The sequence below is a fragment of the Rhodovulum tesquicola genome (assembly GCF_024128855.1).
GTDB classification, from domain to species: Bacteria; Pseudomonadota; Alphaproteobacteria; order Rhodobacterales; family Rhodobacteraceae; genus Rhodovulum; species Rhodovulum tesquicola.
Map to the genome: position 1 here is coordinate 1 of NZ_JAMYDV010000003.1, position 17,464 is coordinate 17,464.

Annotated in this window: 15 protein-coding genes and 1 tRNA gene; 7 read left to right on the top strand and 9 right to left on the bottom strand. The window is 67.2% G+C overall.

Going from position 1 to position 17,464, the window contains the following annotated elements; translation table 11 throughout:
• Positions 1–455: 455 nt before the first annotated feature.
• From NHN26_RS04105 to NHN26_RS04135, 7 genes are all read right to left on the bottom strand, one after another.
• On the bottom strand, positions 456–1,601 hold the full coding sequence (locus tag NHN26_RS04105) for an iron-containing alcohol dehydrogenase (protein ID WP_253088251.1): 1,146 nt from the start codon (positions 1,599–1,601) through the stop codon (positions 456–458).
• Positions 1,602–1,604: 3 nt separating this feature from the next.
• Positions 1,605–2,984, bottom strand: a complete 1,380-nt coding sequence (locus tag NHN26_RS04110) for an aldehyde dehydrogenase family protein (RefSeq protein WP_253088252.1) — start codon at positions 2,982–2,984, stop codon at positions 1,605–1,607.
• Positions 2,985–2,988: 4 nt separating this feature from the next.
• The gene (locus tag NHN26_RS04115; protein WP_253088253.1) at positions 2,989–4,356 is read right to left on the bottom strand and encodes a glutamine synthetase family protein; all 1,368 of its coding nucleotides are present in this window, start codon (positions 4,354–4,356) and stop codon (positions 2,989–2,991) included.
• A gap of 73 nt (positions 4,357–4,429) precedes the next feature.
• Positions 4,430–5,464, bottom strand: a complete 1,035-nt coding sequence (locus tag NHN26_RS04120; RefSeq protein WP_253088254.1) for a TRAP transporter substrate-binding protein — start codon at positions 5,462–5,464, stop codon at positions 4,430–4,432.
• A gap of 61 nt (positions 5,465–5,525) precedes the next feature.
• Positions 5,526–6,851, bottom strand: coding sequence for a TRAP transporter large permease (locus tag NHN26_RS04125; RefSeq protein ID WP_253088255.1), 1,326 nt, complete (start codon positions 6,849–6,851; stop codon positions 5,526–5,528).
• Positions 6,852–6,854: 3 nt separating this feature from the next.
• Positions 6,855–7,361: a TRAP transporter small permease subunit gene (locus NHN26_RS04130; protein ID WP_253088256.1), complete on the bottom strand. Its 507-nt coding sequence runs from the start codon at positions 7,359–7,361 to the stop codon at positions 6,855–6,857.
• Complete coding sequence (locus NHN26_RS04135) at positions 7,358–8,128, bottom strand: N-formylglutamate amidohydrolase (RefSeq protein WP_253088257.1); 771 nt, start codon at positions 8,126–8,128, stop codon at positions 7,358–7,360. Before NHN26_RS04135 ends, NHN26_RS04130 begins: the two co-directional genes overlap by 4 nt.
• 126 nt (positions 8,129–8,254) lie before the next feature.
• On the opposite strand from NHN26_RS04135, the gene NHN26_RS04140 reads away from it, so the two are divergent.
• Positions 8,255–9,127, top strand: a complete 873-nt coding sequence (locus tag NHN26_RS04140) for a MurR/RpiR family transcriptional regulator (protein ID WP_253088258.1) — start codon at positions 8,255–8,257, stop codon at positions 9,125–9,127.
• Between the two features lie 12 nt (positions 9,128–9,139).
• Here the strand turns inward: NHN26_RS04140 and NHN26_RS04145 are convergent, their stop codons facing one another.
• Positions 9,140–9,847 carry an RlmE family RNA methyltransferase gene (locus NHN26_RS04145; RefSeq protein ID WP_253088259.1) on the bottom strand — a complete coding sequence of 236 codons (708 nt, stop codon included), beginning with the start codon at positions 9,845–9,847 and terminating at the stop codon, positions 9,140–9,142.
• A 91-nt stretch (positions 9,848–9,938) separates the two neighbouring features.
• Positions 9,939–11,051, bottom strand: coding sequence for a Ppx/GppA phosphatase family protein (locus NHN26_RS04150; RefSeq protein WP_253088260.1), 1,113 nt, complete (start codon positions 11,049–11,051; stop codon positions 9,939–9,941).
• 1,191 nt (positions 11,052–12,242) lie between these two features.
• Here NHN26_RS04150 and NHN26_RS04155 point away from each other — a divergent pair.
• The 6 genes from NHN26_RS04155 to NHN26_RS04180 all read left to right on the top strand — a co-directional run bounded on the left by NHN26_RS04155 (position 12,243) and on the right by NHN26_RS04180 (position 17,416).
• Entirely contained in the window at positions 12,243–12,545 is a 303-nt protein-coding gene (locus tag NHN26_RS04155; RefSeq protein WP_253088261.1) for a virulence factor, read from the top strand.
• Positions 12,546–12,565: 20 nt separating this feature from the next.
• Positions 12,566–13,483 carry a methylenetetrahydrofolate reductase gene (locus NHN26_RS04160; protein ID WP_253088262.1) on the top strand — a complete coding sequence of 306 codons (918 nt, stop codon included), beginning with the start codon at positions 12,566–12,568 and terminating at the stop codon, positions 13,481–13,483.
• A gap of 8 nt (positions 13,484–13,491) precedes the next feature.
• On the top strand, positions 13,492–14,451 hold the full coding sequence (locus tag NHN26_RS04165) for a methyltetrahydrofolate cobalamin methyltransferase (protein ID WP_253088263.1): 960 nt from the start codon (positions 13,492–13,494) through the stop codon (positions 14,449–14,451).
• Between the two features lie 113 nt (positions 14,452–14,564).
• Entirely contained in the window at positions 14,565–15,182 is a 618-nt protein-coding gene (locus tag NHN26_RS04170) for a DUF6778 family protein (RefSeq protein ID WP_253088264.1), read from the top strand.
• A 19-nt stretch (positions 15,183–15,201) separates the two neighbouring features.
• Positions 15,202–17,241 carry an ASKHA domain-containing protein gene (locus tag NHN26_RS04175; RefSeq protein ID WP_253088265.1) on the top strand — a complete coding sequence of 680 codons (2,040 nt, stop codon included), beginning with the start codon at positions 15,202–15,204 and terminating at the stop codon, positions 17,239–17,241.
• 101 nt (positions 17,242–17,342) lie between these two features.
• Positions 17,343–17,416, top strand: a tRNA-Gly gene (locus NHN26_RS04180).
• The last annotated feature ends 48 nt before the right edge of the window (positions 17,417–17,464 follow it).

The window sequence follows — 17,464 nt, forward strand, 5'->3', positions numbered from 1 at the left end:
GCAGCAGCGTCTCCGCCACAACCCGCGCCTTCACCTCATCCGGCCAGCGCCGCCGCCCGTCCTCGTAGATCACCACGCCAAGTGAACTGAGAAACTCCGTCATAGTCTCCATGGAGAAACTCCACCCCTGTTAGCCAACAGAGACGGACTCGCAGAACGGAAAAATCACAGGAAGGTGGGGGCAAAACACCGTTTACGGTTTCGAGGGAGTTTCCCGAGGGGATTGTCAAAGGTCACGCCGGAAGTTCTGGATAAAATCAATAGCTCAGGCACTTGTTAAGGCGCGGCTCTCTTCATTCTTGGTGATACCAGTCCCTGTGTCCCGCCAAGGAACGGCACAGCTCAAAGCTTGACCGAGCTAGCGGTGGGCGAGGACCAGGAACAATTGCCAACCGACACTGAACCGGATCGGTTCATCCTCGCCCCAATAACCGCAAGATACCCGACCGGAAAATTCAGAGACAGGCTTCGAACAGTGCGCGCGTGTTCGCCGCGTTCATCTCGACCGGGTTGCCGCCTACCGAAGGGTCGGCCAGAGCCGAGGCGACCAGCACGTCGAGATCCGGATCCGTGACCCCCAGAGCGGTCAGGCTCGCCGGAATGCCAAGCTCGGCATTCAGCGCGCCGATGAAGTCGTGGAACCCGTCAAAGCCCCCCGGAATGCCCAGATAGGCCGCAGCAAGACCAAGCCGTTCCTCGACCGCCGGGCGGTTGAAGCGCAGGACGGGCTGCATCACCACCGCATTCGTCGTGCCGTGATGCGTGCCGTAATGCGCGCCGATCGGGTGGGACAGCGCATGGATGGCACCCAGCCCCTTCTGGAACGCCACAGCCCCCATGGCGGCTGCCGCCATCATCTGCGCGCGGGCCTCAAGGTCCGTGCCGTCGCGAAAGGCGCGCGGAAGATACTCCTTGACCAGCCGCATCCCTTCCAGCGCGATGCCCTGGCTCATCGGATGGAAGAAGGGCGAGCAATAGGCCTCGAGGCAATGGGCAAAGGCATCCATCCCCGTCCCGGCGGTAATCGCGCGCGGCATGCCGACGGTCAGTTCCGGGTCGCATATGGTTACGGCGGGCAGCATCTTCGGATGGAAGATGATCTTCTTCTCATGCGTCGCGCTGTTGGTCAGCACGCCCGCCCGCCCCACCTCGGACCCGGTCCCAGCGGTCGTCGGCACCGCGACCACGGGCGCGATGGCGTCCGCATCGGCGCGCGTCCACCAGTCGCCGACATCCTCGAAATCCCAGACGGGCCGCGACTGGCCCGCCATGAAGGCCACGCATTTGCCGAGATCGAGCCCCGAGCCGCCACCGAACGCGATCACCCCGTCATGGCCGCCCTCGCGAAAGGCCGCCACGCCCGCCTCCATGTTCTTTTCGGTCGGGTTCGGGTCCACGTCCGAAAAGATCCCCCGGCCCAGCCCCGCGGCGTCGAGAATGTCGAGCGCCCGCCCCGTGATCGGCAGCGCGGCCAGCCCACGGTCGGTCACCAGAAGCGGCTTGCGGATGCCCGCCGCGATGCAGGCCTCGGGCAGTTCGGCGATGCGCCCCGCCCCGAAGCGGATCGCGGTGGGGTAGGACCAGTTGGCGGTCAGGCTCATGGGTCAGGCTTTCTTGAGGTGGTAGGATTTCGGACGGGTCAGCGCGTGGTAGCCCAGCACCGACAGCCCCGCGCCGCGGCCGGTGTTCTTGCACCCGGTCCAGCAGAGCGCCGGGTCGAGGTAGTCGCAGCGGTTCATGAACACCGTGCCGGTCTCGATCGCGTCGCCCACGCGGGCCGCGCGATCCGCATCGCGCGTCCAGAGCGATGCTGTCAGGCCGAACTCGGAATCGTTCATCATCGCAATGGCTTCCGCGTCGTCCTTCACACGCATGATGCCGACCACGGGGCCGAAACTTTCCTCGCGCATGACGCGCATGGAATGGTCCACGTCCACCAGGATCTGCGGCATCAGGTAGGCCCCGCCATCGCTCGGGAAAAGCGCCCGGTCGATCAGCGGACGGGCGCCCGCGGCGATGGCCTCTTCGGTCTGGGCGCGGACCAGATCGGCGAAGCGGACCTGCGCCATCGGCCCCATCGTGGTGTCGGGGTCGAGCGGATTGCCCAGCCGGGCCTTGCTGACGATCTCGACGCATTTCTCGACGAAGGGCTCGTAGACCGAGGCGTGGACATAGATCCGCTCGATCCCGCAGCAGCACTGGCCGGAGTTGAACATCGCCCCATCCATCAGCCCGTCGGCGGCGGCGTCCAGATCGGCATCCTCCATGACATAGCCCGGGTCCTTGCCGCCAAGCTCCAGCCCGAGGCCCGTGAAGGTGCCCGCCGCGGCGCGCTCAATCGCCTTTCCGCCGCCGACCGAGCCGGTGAAGTTGACGAACTGGAAGGCGCCCGCAGCGATCAGCGCGGAGGTGGTGTCGTGGCTGAGGAAGACGTTCTGCGCCACGTCGTCGGGCACGCCCGCATCGCGCAGCGCGCAGATGATCCGTTCGCCCACCAGCGGCGTCTGGCTGGCATGTTTCAGCATCACCGCGTTGCCCGCGATCAGCGCGGGCGCGATGGTGTTGATCGCGGTCATGTAGGGGTAGTTCCAGGGCGCCACGACCAGCACCAGCCCATGCGGCACCCGCCGGATATAGCGGGAAAACGCCGCGCTGTCCTCGATGCGGATATCGGCCAGCGCCTCAGCGGCGATGTCGGCCATGTAGTGCGCGCGTTCCTGGAAACCGCGGAACTCGCCGCCATAGCGCACCGGACGGCCCATCTGCCAGGCCAGTTCCGGCACGATCTCGTCATTGGTCTCGCCGATCAGCGCGACGGCCCGGCGCACGATTTCCACACGTTCGGCGAGGGGCCGCGCGGCCCAGGCGGGTTGCGCGGCGCGGGCGCGGGCGACGGCGGCGCGCGCCTCGTCCAGCGGCATCAGCGCACGTTCGGCATAGACGCTCCCGTCGACGGGAGAGAGGCATTTCAACGTCTCGGTCATGGGGTCAGGCCCTTTCGAAACCGCGGCGCAGTTCCCAGTCGGTCACGCGGCGGTCGTATTGTGTCTGCTCCCAGCGGGCGGCGTGGACGTAGTGGTCCACCACCTCGTCGCCCAGAGCCGCGCGGAGCATGGCGGATTCGTCGGCGGCCGCAAGGGCCTCGCGCAGGGTCTTGGGGATCTCGCGCACGCCCTCGGTGGTGTAGGCGTCGCCCCGGAATTCCGGTTCCAGTTCCAGCCCCTCGTCGATCCCCGCCATCCCCGCCGCGATCTGGACGGCATAGGCGAGATAGGGGTTCAGGTCCGCGCCCCCCACCCGGTTCTCGATCCGCACGCCCTTGGTGCCCTCGCCCACCAGCCGGTAGCCCGCGGTGCGGTTGTCGCGCGACCAGACCGCCTTGGTCGGCGCAAAGGTGCCCGCGACGTAACGTTTGTAGCTGTTGATGTTGGGAGCCAGGAACAGCGTGAAGTCACTGGCGTATTTCAACAGCCCGGCCACATAGGCGCGCATCATCGCCGACATGCCATAGGGCTCGTCGGGTTCGAGGAATAGCGGCGCCCCCTCGAGCGACCACAGCGACTGGTGGACATGGCAGGACGACCCCGCCGGCGCATCGGCATATTTCGCCATGAAGGTCACGGCATGGCCCTGGGCCAGCGCTATCTCCTTGACCACATGCTTGGTGATCGTGTGCGTGTCGGCGGCGGTCAGCGCATCGGCATAGCGCACATTGATCTCGTGCTGCCCGGCCCAGGCCTCGCCCTTGGAGTTTTCCACTGCGATTCCAGAATCGTAGAGGCCGTTCCTGACAGCCCGCATCAACCCTTCCTCGCGGGCGGTGGTCAGAAGATGGTAATCCTCGTTATAGGGGCTGGTGGGCGTCAGCGCACGATAGCCGCCGTCATGCACCTGATCGAAGCTTTCGCGGAAAACGTAGAATTCCAGTTCTGATGCCATCATCGCCGCCATGCCGCGTTCGACCAGCCGGTCGATCTGGGCCTTGAGGATCGCGCGGGGGGCGACGGAAATGTCGCGATGGCCCAGATGATCCATCGTGTCGCAGATCACCAGCGCCGATCCCGGCGCCCAGGGCGCCAGTCGCAGCGTGGCGAGGTCGGGGCGCATCATGTAGTCGCCGTAGCCCTGTTCCCAGCTTGCGGACTTGAAGCCCGGCACCGGCTCCATCTCCTGATCCACCGTCAGCAGGTAGTTGCAGGAATGGGTCTCATGCACGCCATGCTCCAGGAAATGGCGGGCGTGAAAGCGTTTGCCCATCAACCGGCCCTGCATGTCGATCTGGGCCAGGGTGACGGTGTCGATCTCGCCCGCATCGACCAGCATGGCGAGGGTGTCGAGGGTCAGGGAGCCGGGCATTCGGGCCTCTGTCGGTTGCGCACAGGGAAAGCGGACGCCCCGGGCGGGGCGTCCCACGGGTCAGCGGCGGGGTTCAGCCGTAGCGGTAGGGCCGCCCGGCCTTCTGCATGTCGGAATTGTATTGCTTGAAGATCTCGACAACCTTCGCCTTGGTCTCGGATTCGGCTGCGATCTCGTCCCAGAACGCCTGTGCGGCCGCCTCGACCTGATCCCATTCCTCGTCGGGAATCGAGGTCAGTTGCAACTTGTCGCCATGCACGCGCAGCGCCGCCTCGCCGCCCCAGTACCACCATTGACGATAGTAATGGGACTGTTCGAAACAGACCTTCATCAGTTCCTGAAGCCGCTCCGGCACCTCGTTCCAGCGATCCTGATTGGCGAAGAAATGGCCGATCCAGGCGCCCGAGATGTTGTTGGTCAGAAAATAGTTGGTCACTTCGGCCCAGCCCACCGTGTAATCCTCGGTGATGCCCGACCAAGCGATGCCGTCAAGCTCGCCCGTCTGCACCGCGACCTCGATATCCTCCCAGGGCAGGGTCACGGGGACGACGCCGAACTGCGCGAGGAACCGGCCCGCCGTGGGGAAGGTGAAGACGCGCTTGCCGCGCAGATCGGCCAGGCTGTTGATCGGATCCTTGGTGGCGAAATGACAGGGATCCCAGGCGCCCGCACTGATATGCTTGACTCCGACCTTGGCATATTCCTCGGCCCAGATCTCGTTCAGGCCGTACTGGTTGAACAGCACCGGCACATCCAGCGAATAGCGGGACGCGAAGGGGAAATAGCCGCCGAACACCGTCACCTCGGTCGGCGAGGCCATCGAGTCGTCGTCGGACTGCACCGCGTCTATGGTGCCGCGCTGCATCGCGCGAAAGAGTTCCCCCGTGGGCACAAGCTGATCGGCATAGTAAAGCTCGATCTGCATCTCGTCGCCGGCGATCTTGTTGAAGCTGTCGATGGCGGGCTTGACCACATGCTCGGCCAGCGCGCCGCCCGCATAGGTCTGCATCCGCCAGCGGATCGTCGATTGCGCATGGACGGCGGGCGCGGCCAGGCTTGCCGCGGCACCAACGCCCGCGGTGGTGAGGAACTTGCGTCTCGTGGTCATGTCTTTCTCTCCTTGTTGGCGGGGTGCCCCCCGGTTTTGCGTCCCCTTTGCGGGGCTCTGGTTAGAGGCCGTAGACATAATGCGGTAGCCACAGCGCGATGCCCGGGAAGGCCATGATGATCCCCAGTGCGAGCAGCATCACCCCGACAAAGGGCACGATGGACCGGTAGATATCGCCCAGCCCGACCTCCTTGGGCGCCATCGCCTTCATCAGGAAGAGGTTGTAGCCGAAAGGCGGCGTCATGTAGGCGATCTGCGTGGTGATGGTGTAGAGCACCCCGTACCAGATCAGATCGAAGCCCAGTGCCTTGACCAGCGGCACATAAAGCGGCGCGACGATCACCAGCATCGCGGTATCGTCGAGGAACGTGCCCATGATGAGAAAGCTCAACTGCATCAGGATCAGGATCGTCCAAGGCGACAGGTGCAGTTGCTCGGTGAACAGGTTGTCGATCGCACGCACCGCGCCCAGCCCGTCGAACACCGCGCCGAAGGCCATCGCGGCCAGGATGATCCACATGAACATGCAGGAAATCGCCAGGGTCTGTCGCACGGAGTTCTCGAACACCTCATGCGTCATACGGCGCTTGGCCAGCGCGGCCAGGAAGGCGGCGATGGCGCCGATGGCCGAGCTTTCGACCAGCGAGGTCCAGCCATTGACGAAGGGCACCATCATCGCGGCGAAGATGCCGACGGGCAGAAGCCCGGCACGCAACAGCCGCATCTTCTCGGCGAAACCGATCTCGGCCCGCTCCTCGGGGGCCAGTGCGGGGCCGAGCGCAGGGTTCATGCGGCAGCGCAGGTAGATATAGACGATGAACATCGCCGCCATCATCAGGCCGGGGATCATGCCGGCGAGCCAAAGCTGCCCCACCGGCTGGCGCGCGATCATGGCATAAAGCACCAGCACCACCGAGGGCGGCACGAGGATGCCCAGCGAGGATCCGGCCTGGATCACGCCGGTCACCATCTTCTTGTCGTAGCCGCGTTTCAGCAATTCGGGCAGCGCGATGGTCGCCCCGATCGCCATGCCCGCCACCGACAACCCGTTCATCGCGGATATCAGCACCATCAGCGCGATGGTCCCGATGGCCAGCCCCCCCGGCACCGGCCCCATCCAGACATGGAACATCCGGTAAAGATCGTCCGCGATCCGGCTTTCGGACAGCACATAGCCCATGAAGATGAACATCGGCAGCGTCAGCAGCGGGTACCAGTTCATCAACTTGACCGCCGCCGAGAACGGGATGACCGAGCCCCCCGTTCCCCACAGTGCCAGCGCCGCGATCCCCGCCACCGCCCCGATCGCGCCAAAGACGCGCTGGCCCGTGAACAGCATCATCATCATCGAGGCGAACATCAGGAGGGCGATCAGTTCATAGGACATGGCTCAGATCTCGATGTCCCGAAGATGCGCGATGTCCTTGATCAGTTCAGAAACCGCCTGCAGAAGCATCAGCCCCAGGCCCACGCACATCACCGTCTTTATCGGCCAGAGCAGCGGGCGCCAGGCGGTCGGGCTGCGTTCGTTGTATTGCAGGCTGTAAAGCAGGCTGTCGATGCCGCCATAGATCAGCAGACCCAGGAAGAAGATCAGGAACAGCACGGTCACGCTGTCCACCCAGGCCCGCGTCGTCACCGACCAGCGGCCGTAGAACAGATCCATCCGGACATTGGCACCCAGCTGCATCGCATAGCCGCCGCCCAGCATGTAATAGGCCACCAGCGAGAACTGGGCCATTTCCAGCGTCCAGGGCGAGGGCAGGAAGAAGGTCTTGGAGATCGAGGACCACAAGAGGATCCCCATCATAACGAAGATACCGTACATCACCACGCGGCCGATGTGATAGTTCACCCCGTCGACGATCCGGACATAGGCGCGCATCAGGGCGGTCATGGCGCTGCCCCCTGCCCCATGGCGACCAGCGCCTCGGACAGAAGCCCCGCCAGCAGGGTTCCCATCCTCACCTGTGCCGCGTCATCGGCGATCAGGTCGTTGCGAATTTCCAGCATGACATTGACCAGCCCCCTGCCGACCCCGTGCAGCCTGAGTGTATGGGTCACGCCGTCAACCGGTCCATAGGGTTCGTTCCGGGCCACCACATGCCCGGTATGAAAGGGCGCAAGCGCCAGCATCGCCTCGGCCAGTCGCGCATCGCTGTCATGCAGGATGCCGATCTCGACAGCCCGCGGCAGCCCATGCCAGACCGGCGTGAAACTGTGCACGGTGACCAGCGCGGGCGGCACAGGCCGGGCGGCGATGGTGGCGGAAAGGAGCGCATGAAAGGGCGCATGGACCAGCCGCGCGCGGTCGTCCCGGTCGGACGCGGACAGGTCCGCATTGCCGGGAATGGCGATCTCCTCGGTCTTCACCGGCATCGCCTCCGGCGCTCCCGCAGGCCGGTTGCAATCATGCACCAGCCGCGAGACGGTAGCGGCCACCAGTGGCGCGTCCAGAACCGACGCCATCGCCCGCGCCACGCCCAGCGCGCCCGGATCCCAGGCTGCGTGGCTCCACTCGTCACCCGGGGCAAGCCCCAGCCCGCCGAACCGCGCCGGGATCGCGTTCGAGGCGTGCTCGCAGACAAGCACCACGGGCGCATTTCCGGCCGCGTTCTCGACCTGCGGCCGGTAGTCCGGCGCCCCTTCCCTTGCCTCGATCATGCTGACTCCCTGTCGCATGTGAACAGGTTTCTTCACCACCCCCGAAGCTGTCAATTCCTTTCCTGAAACTTTCTCTTCAGAGGCGATCCACCTGACGCTATATTGTGCAGATGGAGGCCAGGCTCGATGTCCGATCCCCAGCAGACCATCGCCGAACGGCTGCACGCCCGGCTCGACGATCTGACCCGCGCCGAGCGGCAGCTTGCGGATTCGATCCTCGAGGCCTACCCGGTTTCGGGGCTTGGCTCGATCACCCAGGTCGCCCTGGCGGCCGAGGTCTCGACGCCGACCGTGGCGCGCATGGTGCAGAAACTGGGGTTCAAGGGCTATGCCGAGTTCCAGGCCGCGCTGCGCGCCGAGCTCGAGGCCAAGATCTCGGGTCCCGTTGCCCGGCGCGAGACCTGGGCCGAGGGCGCGCCCGGAGCGCATATCCTGAACCGCTTCACCGAGGCCGTGATCGGAAATATCCGCCACAGCCTGGGCCAGGTTGACCCCGCCCAATTCGACGCGGTCTGCGACCTGATCGCGGATCCGGCCCGGCGTATCCATGTCGTGGGCGGACGGATCACCCGGACGCTGGCCGAATATCTCGCGCTGCATCTTCAGATGGTCCGCCCCGGCGTCGTACCGTTCCAGGGGGAACAGAACGCCTGGGCCCATTCGCTGCTCGACCTCGCGCCGGGCGACGTGCTGGTGATCTTCGATGTCCGCCGCTACGAGAACGCGACGCTCAGGCTGGCCGAGATGGCTGCCGAGCGGGGGGCCGAGATCGTGCTCTTCACCGACCAGTGGCGCTCGCCCGTGCAAAGGCTGGCGCGCGCGGTGCTGGTCAGCCGCACGGTGGTGCCATCGGCGTGGGATTCCTCAGTCACGACGCTGTTGATGGTGGAAACCGTAATCGCGGCAGTGCAGGAACGCCGCTGGCCCGACACCCGCGCCCGGATGGAGGCGCTGGACGAGATGTTCAACCGCACCGGCTTCTTCCGCAAGTTCACCTGACGGTCGGACGCCCTACCCGCGAAACCCCATCGCCACGACGAATTTCTCGGAACTGTCCGACCGGCTGGCCGGCGGCTTGACATTCGCGACCTTCTCGAAGCGCTGCTTGAGGATCTTCTGCAACTCGCCCTCGGCGCCGCCGGCCAGAACCTTGGCGACAAAGCTGCCGCCCTCTTCCAGAACGTCGAAGGCCAGTTGCGCCGCCGCCTCGCACAGCGCGACGATCCGCAGGTGATCCGTCTGCTTGTGCCCGGAACTCGCCGCCGCCATGTCGCTCATCACCACGTCGGCCTTGCCGCCCAGCCAGCCCTTCACCTTGTCGTCGGCCCCATCCTCCAGAAAATCCAGTTGGTGGATCTCGGCCCCCGGCATCGGCTCCACCTCCTGCAGGTCGATCCCCAGCACGCGGCCCACCGGTTTGCCGGATTGCTCGCCCAGCGCGTTCACCCGCTTGACCGCCACCTGACACCAGCCGCCCGGCGCGCAGCCCAGATCGACCACCCGCGCCCCCGGCACAAGGAAGCGGAAGCGGTCATCCAGTTCGAGGATCTTGAACGCCGCGCGCCCGCGATAGCCCTCGGCCTTGGCGCGCTTGACATAAGGGTCGTTCAACTGTCGCTCCAACCAGCGCGTCGAGGACAGCCGCCGCCCCTTGGCCGACTTCACCCGCACCTTCAAATCGCGCTGCCCGCGCCCGCTCGATCCCCGCTTTTCCGTCATCTCGGCCGCCCGCGCGCCCCCTGTCTTCTTCTTGGCAAAAATACCCGATGCCGCCACTGGCCGCCCGACGCCCCGGTCCGGGTCGCGCGCCTCAGAACGGGCCGTCCTCCAGCACGCCATCGGCCGACATCTGCGCGTACAAGAGCCCCTCGCGCAAGCCCCGGTCCGCGACCGACAGCCGGTCGGTCGGCCAGAGCCGCATCAAAGCCTGCAGGATCGCCGCCCCCGACATGATCAGCGCATGCCGGTCGCGCCCGATCCGCGGATCCGTCCGCCGACCCTCCGGCCCGAGATAGAGATAGGTGCGGATCACCTGGTCGATCTGCGCGGAGGTCATGCGCAAACCATCGACCTTGGTCCGGTCATAACGCTTCAGCCCCAGATGGCTGGCGGCCACGGTCGTCACGGTGCCGGAGGTGCCGATGATCTGGAACCCCTCCTTCGCCTGCTCGGCGGCATAGGGCGAGAAATCGGCCAGGTTTTCCTCGAAGAACCAGCTCATCAGCGCGAAACGCGCGTGGTCGTCCTCGACATCGTCGAACTGTTCCTTGAGCGTGGCCACCCCAAGCGGCACCGAGATCCAGTCGACCACGCGCGCGGCCGGGAACGGGTTGTCGGCCGGATGAAACCCGCCATGCAGCCGCATGATCGCGCGCGGCCGGTCATGCCGCGGCACCGCCGAAAGGTCGATCCACACCAGTTCCGTGGAGCCCCCGCCGATATCGACCACAAGTAACTGTTCGGTTCTGGTCGAAACGAGGGGCGCGCAGGAAACGACGGCAAGACGCGCCTCTTCCTCTGGCTCGATGATCTCTAGCTCAAGCCCGGTCTCGTGGCGCACGAAACTTATGAATTCGCGCGCGTTCGTTGCCCGTCGGCAGGCCTCTGTCGCGACCAGCCGCATGCGTGCCACCTGGTGTTTTTCCAGCTTGCCCTTGCAGATACGCAGCGCTTGCACCGTGCGCGCCATCGAGGATCGACTCAGCCGGCCAGACGACTCCAGACCGGTGCCCAGCTGGACCGATTTCGAGAAGCTGTCGACCACATGGAACTGGCTGCCCTTGGGCTGGGCAATCAGCATGCGGCAACTGTTTGTACCGAGATCCAGCGCCGCATAAAGCGAAGCCGGATCCGGTTGAGCAGGCGCGGGGGTCGCCACAGCCTTGGGGAACGCGCCCGCACCGTTCGGACGCCTGGGCGTCATCGGATCGCCCTCCAGATCGAGTTGGTCCCAAGCTAGCCCGGGCGCGGCGAGCTTGCAACGGTTTCAACCGGGCGATCTGCCCCGTACTGGGGGACGCGCGCGGCGCGCCAGTCCGAGCATGGCCACCCCAGCCAGCAGCAGCGGAAGGCCCGGCGGAAGCGGCACCGCGGACGGCGCCCCGGTTTCAACCGGTTCCTGCACCCTTGGTTTCAGATCCGGTCCGGGCGTTGTCCTGGGCATCAAGATCGGCATCGCCGGACGACTCCATTCCCGCGGTTCCCGCGCAGAGACTGTGGGCATGCCCGCCCATGGCCGGGATCCGCCCCCCGCCGCAACAATGATCCAGTCCGGCAGACCGCGCCCGCCCACAAGCGGATCACCCGGCCATTCCGTTCCCGCGTCCGGGGCCAGCGCCTGAGCGTGCTCGACCTGCCGCTCGCCGGCGGCGCCTTCCGTTCCCTGCGGACAGCTTGCGCCGCCTGCCGCAATACCGGCTTCGCGGGACACCGCGAAGCATTGCCCGCCGGATGCAGGCAGGCAAAGGCCGCCCTCAGGGCGCAGGCAGAGACGCTGCGCCGCCGCAAAGACCCTTGCGTAAAGAAATCCCGGCACCGGAGCCGCCTCGTGCCCGGGCATTTCGGGCGTGGCTACCGGCATGGGGGCCGCCCCGGATCCGGACATCGCCGCGTCGCCCCGGGACCACGGCGTGGACAGGCTCGTGCCCGCCACCAGCCACAGAAAAGCCGCAGCCGCCACGGCGCTTGTTCGCTTGCGCATACGTCCAACCTCCCGGCCCGCACCATGCTCGGCCTCACCATCCGGACCCCAACCCACCGGACCCGCCCGCCTGGGCCGGTCTCGCATCCCCAAATGCAAGACCGGCCACTCCCGGGAACCGCCTCGCCCCCACCGGTGAGGCGGTTCACGCGGCGCACCCCCACGGGCGCCGCGATGCCCCGGATGTGCCGCAATTGCCTCTGAATGGCCAAGATTTCCGCGCAAGGCGGTTAATTCTCGCCTGTGTCGGCAATCATTCCCGACCAGCCGCCCGATTGTTTCGCGGTCTTCACCTGACGCGCGCGCCGCGCATGACACCCGCGCAGGTCGCAAGCCGGGTCCATCATGTCGAAATCCGGCCCCGCCGCGGCAATTTGCCGGATTACAAGCGGAGCAGGCAGGAAAGGGAATCGGATGCCGGAACTGACCATCCTCTACTGGCGCGACATCCCGGCCCAGGTGATCGTGGGCAAGGGGCGCAGGGCCGAAAAGCGCGTTCTGACCCCTCGCTTCGAACAGGCCATCGACCGCTGCGCCATGAAGGTGGGCGCGCGCGACAGCGACGCCTACCTCGCCGAGTGGCGGCGCGCGGGTCCGACCCCGCAAGAGGGCGATCCCGCCATGCTGGCCGCGGCCGAAGCGGCGCGGATCGAGGCGGCCTACGACGCCGCGCGGCTTGGCGCGCTGATCGAGGCCGGGGGATGGGAACGGGCGTGAACAGGCTGTGGGAGACGGCAATGGGACTATTTCAGTTCGGCAGACAGGAAACCGCCCGGCCAGCGGCTGGAACGCTAGCAGCGTTCCTGCGCGGCTACTCTATCGAGGTGATGCCGCGGACGCTGGCCGCGCTGCCGGAATTCCGCAAGCTCCTGCCCAGGGGCACCCGGGTCTATATCGCGCATCTGGACGGCACCGAGATCGCCGACATGATCGGCGCGGCGGCGCGGCTGCGGACCTGGGGCTTCGAGCCGATGCCGCACATCCCCGCCCGCTCGATCCCCGACCGTGCCGCCCTTGCGGATCTTCTGGCGCGCTATCGGGGCGAGGCGGGCGTGCGCGAGGCGCTGGTGATCGCGGGCGGCCGCGCAAACCCGCTGGGTGAGTTCCACTCGTCGATTCAGCTTCTGGAAACCCGGCTGTTCGACCGCGAGGGCTTTAACCGCCTGCATGTCGCGGGACATCCCGAAGGCTCGCGCGATATCGACCCCGACGGGTCCGACCGGCTGGTGGCCGAGGCGCTGGCCTGGAAACAGGCGTTTTCCGAACGCACCGATGCGGCCATGGGGATCGTGACGCAATTCGCCTTCGAGGCGGCGCCGGTGATCGCCTGGGCCGACCGGCTGCGCGCCGAGGGCATCGCCCTGCCGATCCATCTGGGCGTGGCGGGGCCTGCCAAGCTGCAAACGCTGGTGAAATTCGCCGTGGCCTGCGGCGTCGGCCCCTCGCTCAAGGTGCTGCAACGGCGCGCGCGCGATGTCTCCAAGCTGGTTCTGCCCTTCACGCCGGACGCGTTCCTGACCGACCTCGCCGCCGCCGCCGCCCGTCGCCCCGGGGATTTCCCCATCGCGGGGGTTCATTTCTTCCCGCTGGGCGGGATCGCGACCAATGCCGCCTGGCTGGCCGAGCGCGGCCTTGCCCCCATGCCGCAGAGATGAGGCCCCCCATGACCCGCACCGTCCTCGAGTCGAAATCCCGCACCGTCATCATCGGCTTCGACGAGCCCTTTTGCGTGATCGGCGAGCGCATCAACCCCACCGGCCGCAAGAAACTGGCCGCCGAGCTTGAGGCGGGCGATTTCTCGACCGTCGAACGCGACGCGCTGGAACAGGTCGCCTGCGGGGCGATGGTGCTCGATGTGAATGCGGGCGTCGTCTACAACTCGAACCCTGACCCGAACCAGACCGAACCGCCGCTGATGCGCCGCATGGTCGAACTGGTGCAGGGGCTGGTCGATGTGCCGCTCTGCATCGACAGTTCGGTGCCCGGCGCGCTGGAGGCTGGCCTTGCCGCGGCCGAGGGGCGGCCGCTGCTCAATTCGGTGACGGGCGAGGAGGAACGGCTGGAGCGCGTGCTGCCGCTGGTCCGGAAATACAACGTCCCCGTGGTGGCGATCTCGAACGACGATACCGGCATTTCCGAGGATCCGGACGTGCGCTTCGCCGTGGCAAGGAAGATCGTCCAGCGCGCCGCCGATTTCGGCATCCCGGCCTGCGATATCGTGGTCGATCCGCTGGTGATGCCGGTGGGCGCGATGGCATCGGCGGGCCAGCAGGTCTTTGCGCTGGTGCGCCGTTTGCGCGACGAACTCGGCGTGAACACCACCTGCGGGGCGTCGAACATCTCGTTCGGACTGCCGCACCGGCACGGCATCAACGCCGCCTTCCTGCCCATGGCGATCGGGGCGGGGATGACATCGGCGATCATTAACCCGGTCCGGCCGGTCGAGATGGAGGCGGTGCGCGCCGCGAATTTCCTGATGAACCACGACCCGAATGGCGGCGAGTGGATCCGCTTTTCCCGCGTGCTGGACCAGGTCGCCGAGGGAACGCCCTTTGCCGAGGCCTCGCAGGCCGCAGCCGAGGCGGGCGCAGGCCGCGGCGGCCGACGCAGGCGGCGGGGCTGAACGGCCCTGCCCCGCCCCGTTAAGCCCGCATTCGTCTTTCGCGGGCTATAGCTTAGCGGCAGAAGCGCACCCCTCCGGGGCTGCGCCCGCAGGCAATCGAAGGAATGACGGCGATGATCTTCACCAGACGGGTTTTCACGGGGGGGCTTCTGACCGGCCTTCTGTCCGGCTGCGCCGGGACATGGACGACCGATTACAGCGACGCGATCTCGCCCGCTGTTTCGCGCGGCTGGCGGGTGACGCAATTCGATATCCGCCTGCCCGACAGCCTGACCGTGTCCGAGGCCAATGTCTACCAGCCCGAGGCCGATATCGTCTGGCGCGGCGACCCCCCGGGCGACCGCCGCGCGCAAGTCGCCGCAATCTTCAAGACCGCCGCCCGGCGCGCCACCTCGGGACTGCGCGGACCGCGCACGGTGAGGCTGACGATCAATGTCAGCCAGTTCCATGCCCTTTCCGACATTGCCCGGCAACGGCTGCAGCGCACGGGGGTGCACAACATCTCGTTCGTCGCGCAGGTCAGCGATGCCCGGACCGGGCAGGTTCTCGCCGGACCCGAACCGATCCGGGCCGATCTGGTGGCCTATACCGGACAACAGGCGCTTCAGGCCGAAAGCCAGGGCCAGACCCAGAAGGTGCGCATCACCGATCACCTGACGCGCGTCATCGCGGGCTGGACCGGCGCCGGGTCCGACGATGTGCGTGGCGCGTTCCAGCGCATCGGCAGATAGGCAAACGCAAGGGGGGCGAATGGACGACCGCGAACCGCTGGCGATCTTCACCCCCTCGGGCAAGCGCGGCCGCGTGCCCGCCGGAACCACAGTGCTGGAGGCCGCCCGGACCCTGGGCGTCGACCTGGACTCGGTCTGCGGCGGGCGCGGCATCTGCTCGAAATGCCAATGTGCCCCCCTTTACGGCACCTTTCCCAAGCACGGCGTCACCGTCGCAGAGGACGCGCTGTCGCCGGTCAACGCGGTCGAGACGCGCTATGACGAAAAGCGCGGGCTGAAACCGGGGCGGCGGCTGGGGTGCCAGGCGCGGATCATGGGCGATGTCGTGATCGACGTGCCGCCCGAAAGCCAGCTTCACCGCCAGGTCGTGCGCAAGGCCGCCGAGGCGCGCGCGGTCGAGATGGACCCGGCCACACGGCTCTTTCTGGTCGAGGTCGCCTCGCCCGATCTGCACGCGCCCTCGGGCGATCTGGAACGGCTGAACGCCGCGCTCGCCGCGCAATGGGGGCTGCCGCCCGCGCGCCCCTCCCTGCCGGTGCTGGCCCGGCTGCAAGCGGCGCTGCGCAAGGGCGGCTGGCAGGTCACCGTCGCGCTGCACCGGGATCGCGACGATGCGGCCTCGCGCATTCTCGACCTTTGGCCCGGCTTCTTCGAGGGGCCGCTTTACGGGCTGGCGATCGACCTGGGCTCGACCACCATCGCGGCGCATCTGACCGATCTGACCACCGGAGAGGTGCGCGCCTCGGCGGGCGCGATGAACCCCCAGATCCGCTTTGGCGAGGACCTGATGAGCCGGGTCTCGCACGCGATGCTGAACCCCGGCGGCGCGGCCGCGATGACGGCGGCGGTGCGCGTGGCGCTGAACGATCTGGCCGGCGGGCTGGCGGCCGAGGCCGGCGTCGATCCCCGCCACATCGTCGAGGCCACGCTGGTCTGCAACCCGGTGATGCACCATCTTGCGCTGGGCATCGACCCGGTGGAACTGGGCCAGGCGCCCTTTGCGCTGGCCAGCTCCGACGCGCTGGACATCGCCGCGGCCGATCTGGGGCTGGTCTCGATCAATCCCGCCGCGCGCGCCTATGTGCTGCCGCTGATCGCGGGCCATGTGGGCGCGGATGCGGCGGCCGTGGCGCTGTCCGAGGCGCCCGAGCGATCCGACGACCTGGTGCTGATCGTCGATGTCGGCACCAATGCCGAGATCATCCTTGGAAATCGCGCCCGGGTGCTGGCCTGCTCGTCCCCCACCGGCCCGGCCTTCGAGGGGGCCGAGATCAGCGCGGGCCAGCGCGCCGCGCCGGGCGCGATCGAGCGGGTGCGGATCGACCCCGCCACCGGCGCGCCGCGCTTCCGGGTGATCGGCTGCGATCTGTGGTCCGACGCGCCGGGCTTTGCCGAGGCCACGGGCGCGACCGGTGTGACCGGCATCTGCGGCTCGGGCATCATCGAGGCGGTGGCCGAAATGCGGATGGCAGGGCTTCTGGACGGCTCGGGCCTGATCGGCTCGGCCGAGGCGACGGGTTGCGCCCGGATCACCCCAGAGGGGCGGACACATGCCTATGTGCTGCATGACGGGCGCGCGGCGGGCGGGCCGCTGATCGCGGTCACGCAGGGCGATGTGCGGGCGATTCAACTTGCGAAATCGGCGCTTTACGCGGGCGCGCGGCTGTTGATGGACCGGATCGGGGTCGATCGGGTGGATCGCGTCGTGCTGGCCGGGGCCTTTGGCGCCCATGTCAGCCCGCTGCATGCGATGGTTCTGGGCATGATCCCCGATGTGGCGCTCGACAAGGTGCGCTCGGCCGGGAACGCGGCGGGAACGGGGGCGCGGATCGCGCTGTGCTCGCGCGCCGCGCGGCGGCTGATCGAGGCCAATGTGCGACGGATCGAGAAGGTCGAGACCGCGGTCGAGCCCCGCTTCCAGGAGCATTTCGTGGCCGCGAACGCCCTGCCCCATGCCACCGATCCCTTTCCCGAACTTGCGCGCGTCGCGCCCCTGCCCGAAGTCGAGTTCAACGTCGGCCCGGAGGGCGGCGGACGGCGGCGGCGCAGACGCGGCTGATCTCGCGTTCATACTCCGGGGGCTGACCAAGCTTCGGGCCGCGGACACCGTCGGCAGGGCTTGACGCAGGCCGGACCTTTGGCTACCTCACACGGGCCCGGGCGGGTGTAGCTCAATGGTAGAGCAGAAGCTTCCCAAGCTTACGACGAGGGTTCGATTCCCTTCACCCGCTCCATCTACCCCCCGCTCGCATGACCCCGTCCGCTTCCGGACATGCAGGCAC

What these genes read in the sequence shown, in the direction of transcription:
- NHN26_RS04105 (WP_253088251.1), bottom strand. Translation starts at nt 1,601, where the DNA reads ATGAGCCTGACCGCCAACTGGTCCTACCCCACCGCGATCCGCTTCGGG.
- NHN26_RS04110 (WP_253088252.1), bottom strand. Translation starts at nt 2,984, where the DNA reads ATGACCGAGACGTTGAAATGCCTCTCTCCCGTCGACGGGAGCGTCTAT.
- NHN26_RS04115 (WP_253088253.1), bottom strand. Translation starts at nt 4,356, where the DNA reads ATGCCCGGCTCCCTGACCCTCGACACCCTCGCCATGCTGGTCGATGCG.
- NHN26_RS04120 (WP_253088254.1), bottom strand. Translation starts at nt 5,464, where the DNA reads ATGACCACGAGACGCAAGTTCCTCACCACCGCGGGCGTTGGTGCCGCG.
- NHN26_RS04125 (WP_253088255.1), bottom strand. Translation starts at nt 6,851, where the DNA reads ATGTCCTATGAACTGATCGCCCTCCTGATGTTCGCCTCGATGATGATG.
- NHN26_RS04130 (WP_253088256.1), bottom strand. Translation starts at nt 7,361, where the DNA reads ATGACCGCCCTGATGCGCGCCTATGTCCGGATCGTCGACGGGGTGAAC.
- NHN26_RS04135 (WP_253088257.1), bottom strand. Translation starts at nt 8,128, where the DNA reads ATGATCGAGGCAAGGGAAGGGGCGCCGGACTACCGGCCGCAGGTCGAG.
- NHN26_RS04140 (WP_253088258.1), top strand. Translation starts at nt 8,255, where the DNA reads ATGTCCGATCCCCAGCAGACCATCGCCGAACGGCTGCACGCCCGGCTC.
- NHN26_RS04145 (WP_253088259.1), bottom strand. Translation starts at nt 9,847, where the DNA reads ATGACGGAAAAGCGGGGATCGAGCGGGCGCGGGCAGCGCGATTTGAAG.
- NHN26_RS04150 (WP_253088260.1), bottom strand. Translation starts at nt 11,051, where the DNA reads ATGACGCCCAGGCGTCCGAACGGTGCGGGCGCGTTCCCCAAGGCTGTG.
- NHN26_RS04155 (WP_253088261.1), top strand. Translation starts at nt 12,243, where the DNA reads ATGCCGGAACTGACCATCCTCTACTGGCGCGACATCCCGGCCCAGGTG.
- NHN26_RS04160 (WP_253088262.1), top strand. Translation starts at nt 12,566, where the DNA reads ATGGGACTATTTCAGTTCGGCAGACAGGAAACCGCCCGGCCAGCGGCT.
- NHN26_RS04165 (WP_253088263.1), top strand. Translation starts at nt 13,492, where the DNA reads ATGACCCGCACCGTCCTCGAGTCGAAATCCCGCACCGTCATCATCGGC.
- NHN26_RS04170 (WP_253088264.1), top strand. Translation starts at nt 14,565, where the DNA reads ATGATCTTCACCAGACGGGTTTTCACGGGGGGGCTTCTGACCGGCCTT.
- NHN26_RS04175 (WP_253088265.1), top strand. Translation starts at nt 15,202, where the DNA reads ATGGACGACCGCGAACCGCTGGCGATCTTCACCCCCTCGGGCAAGCGC.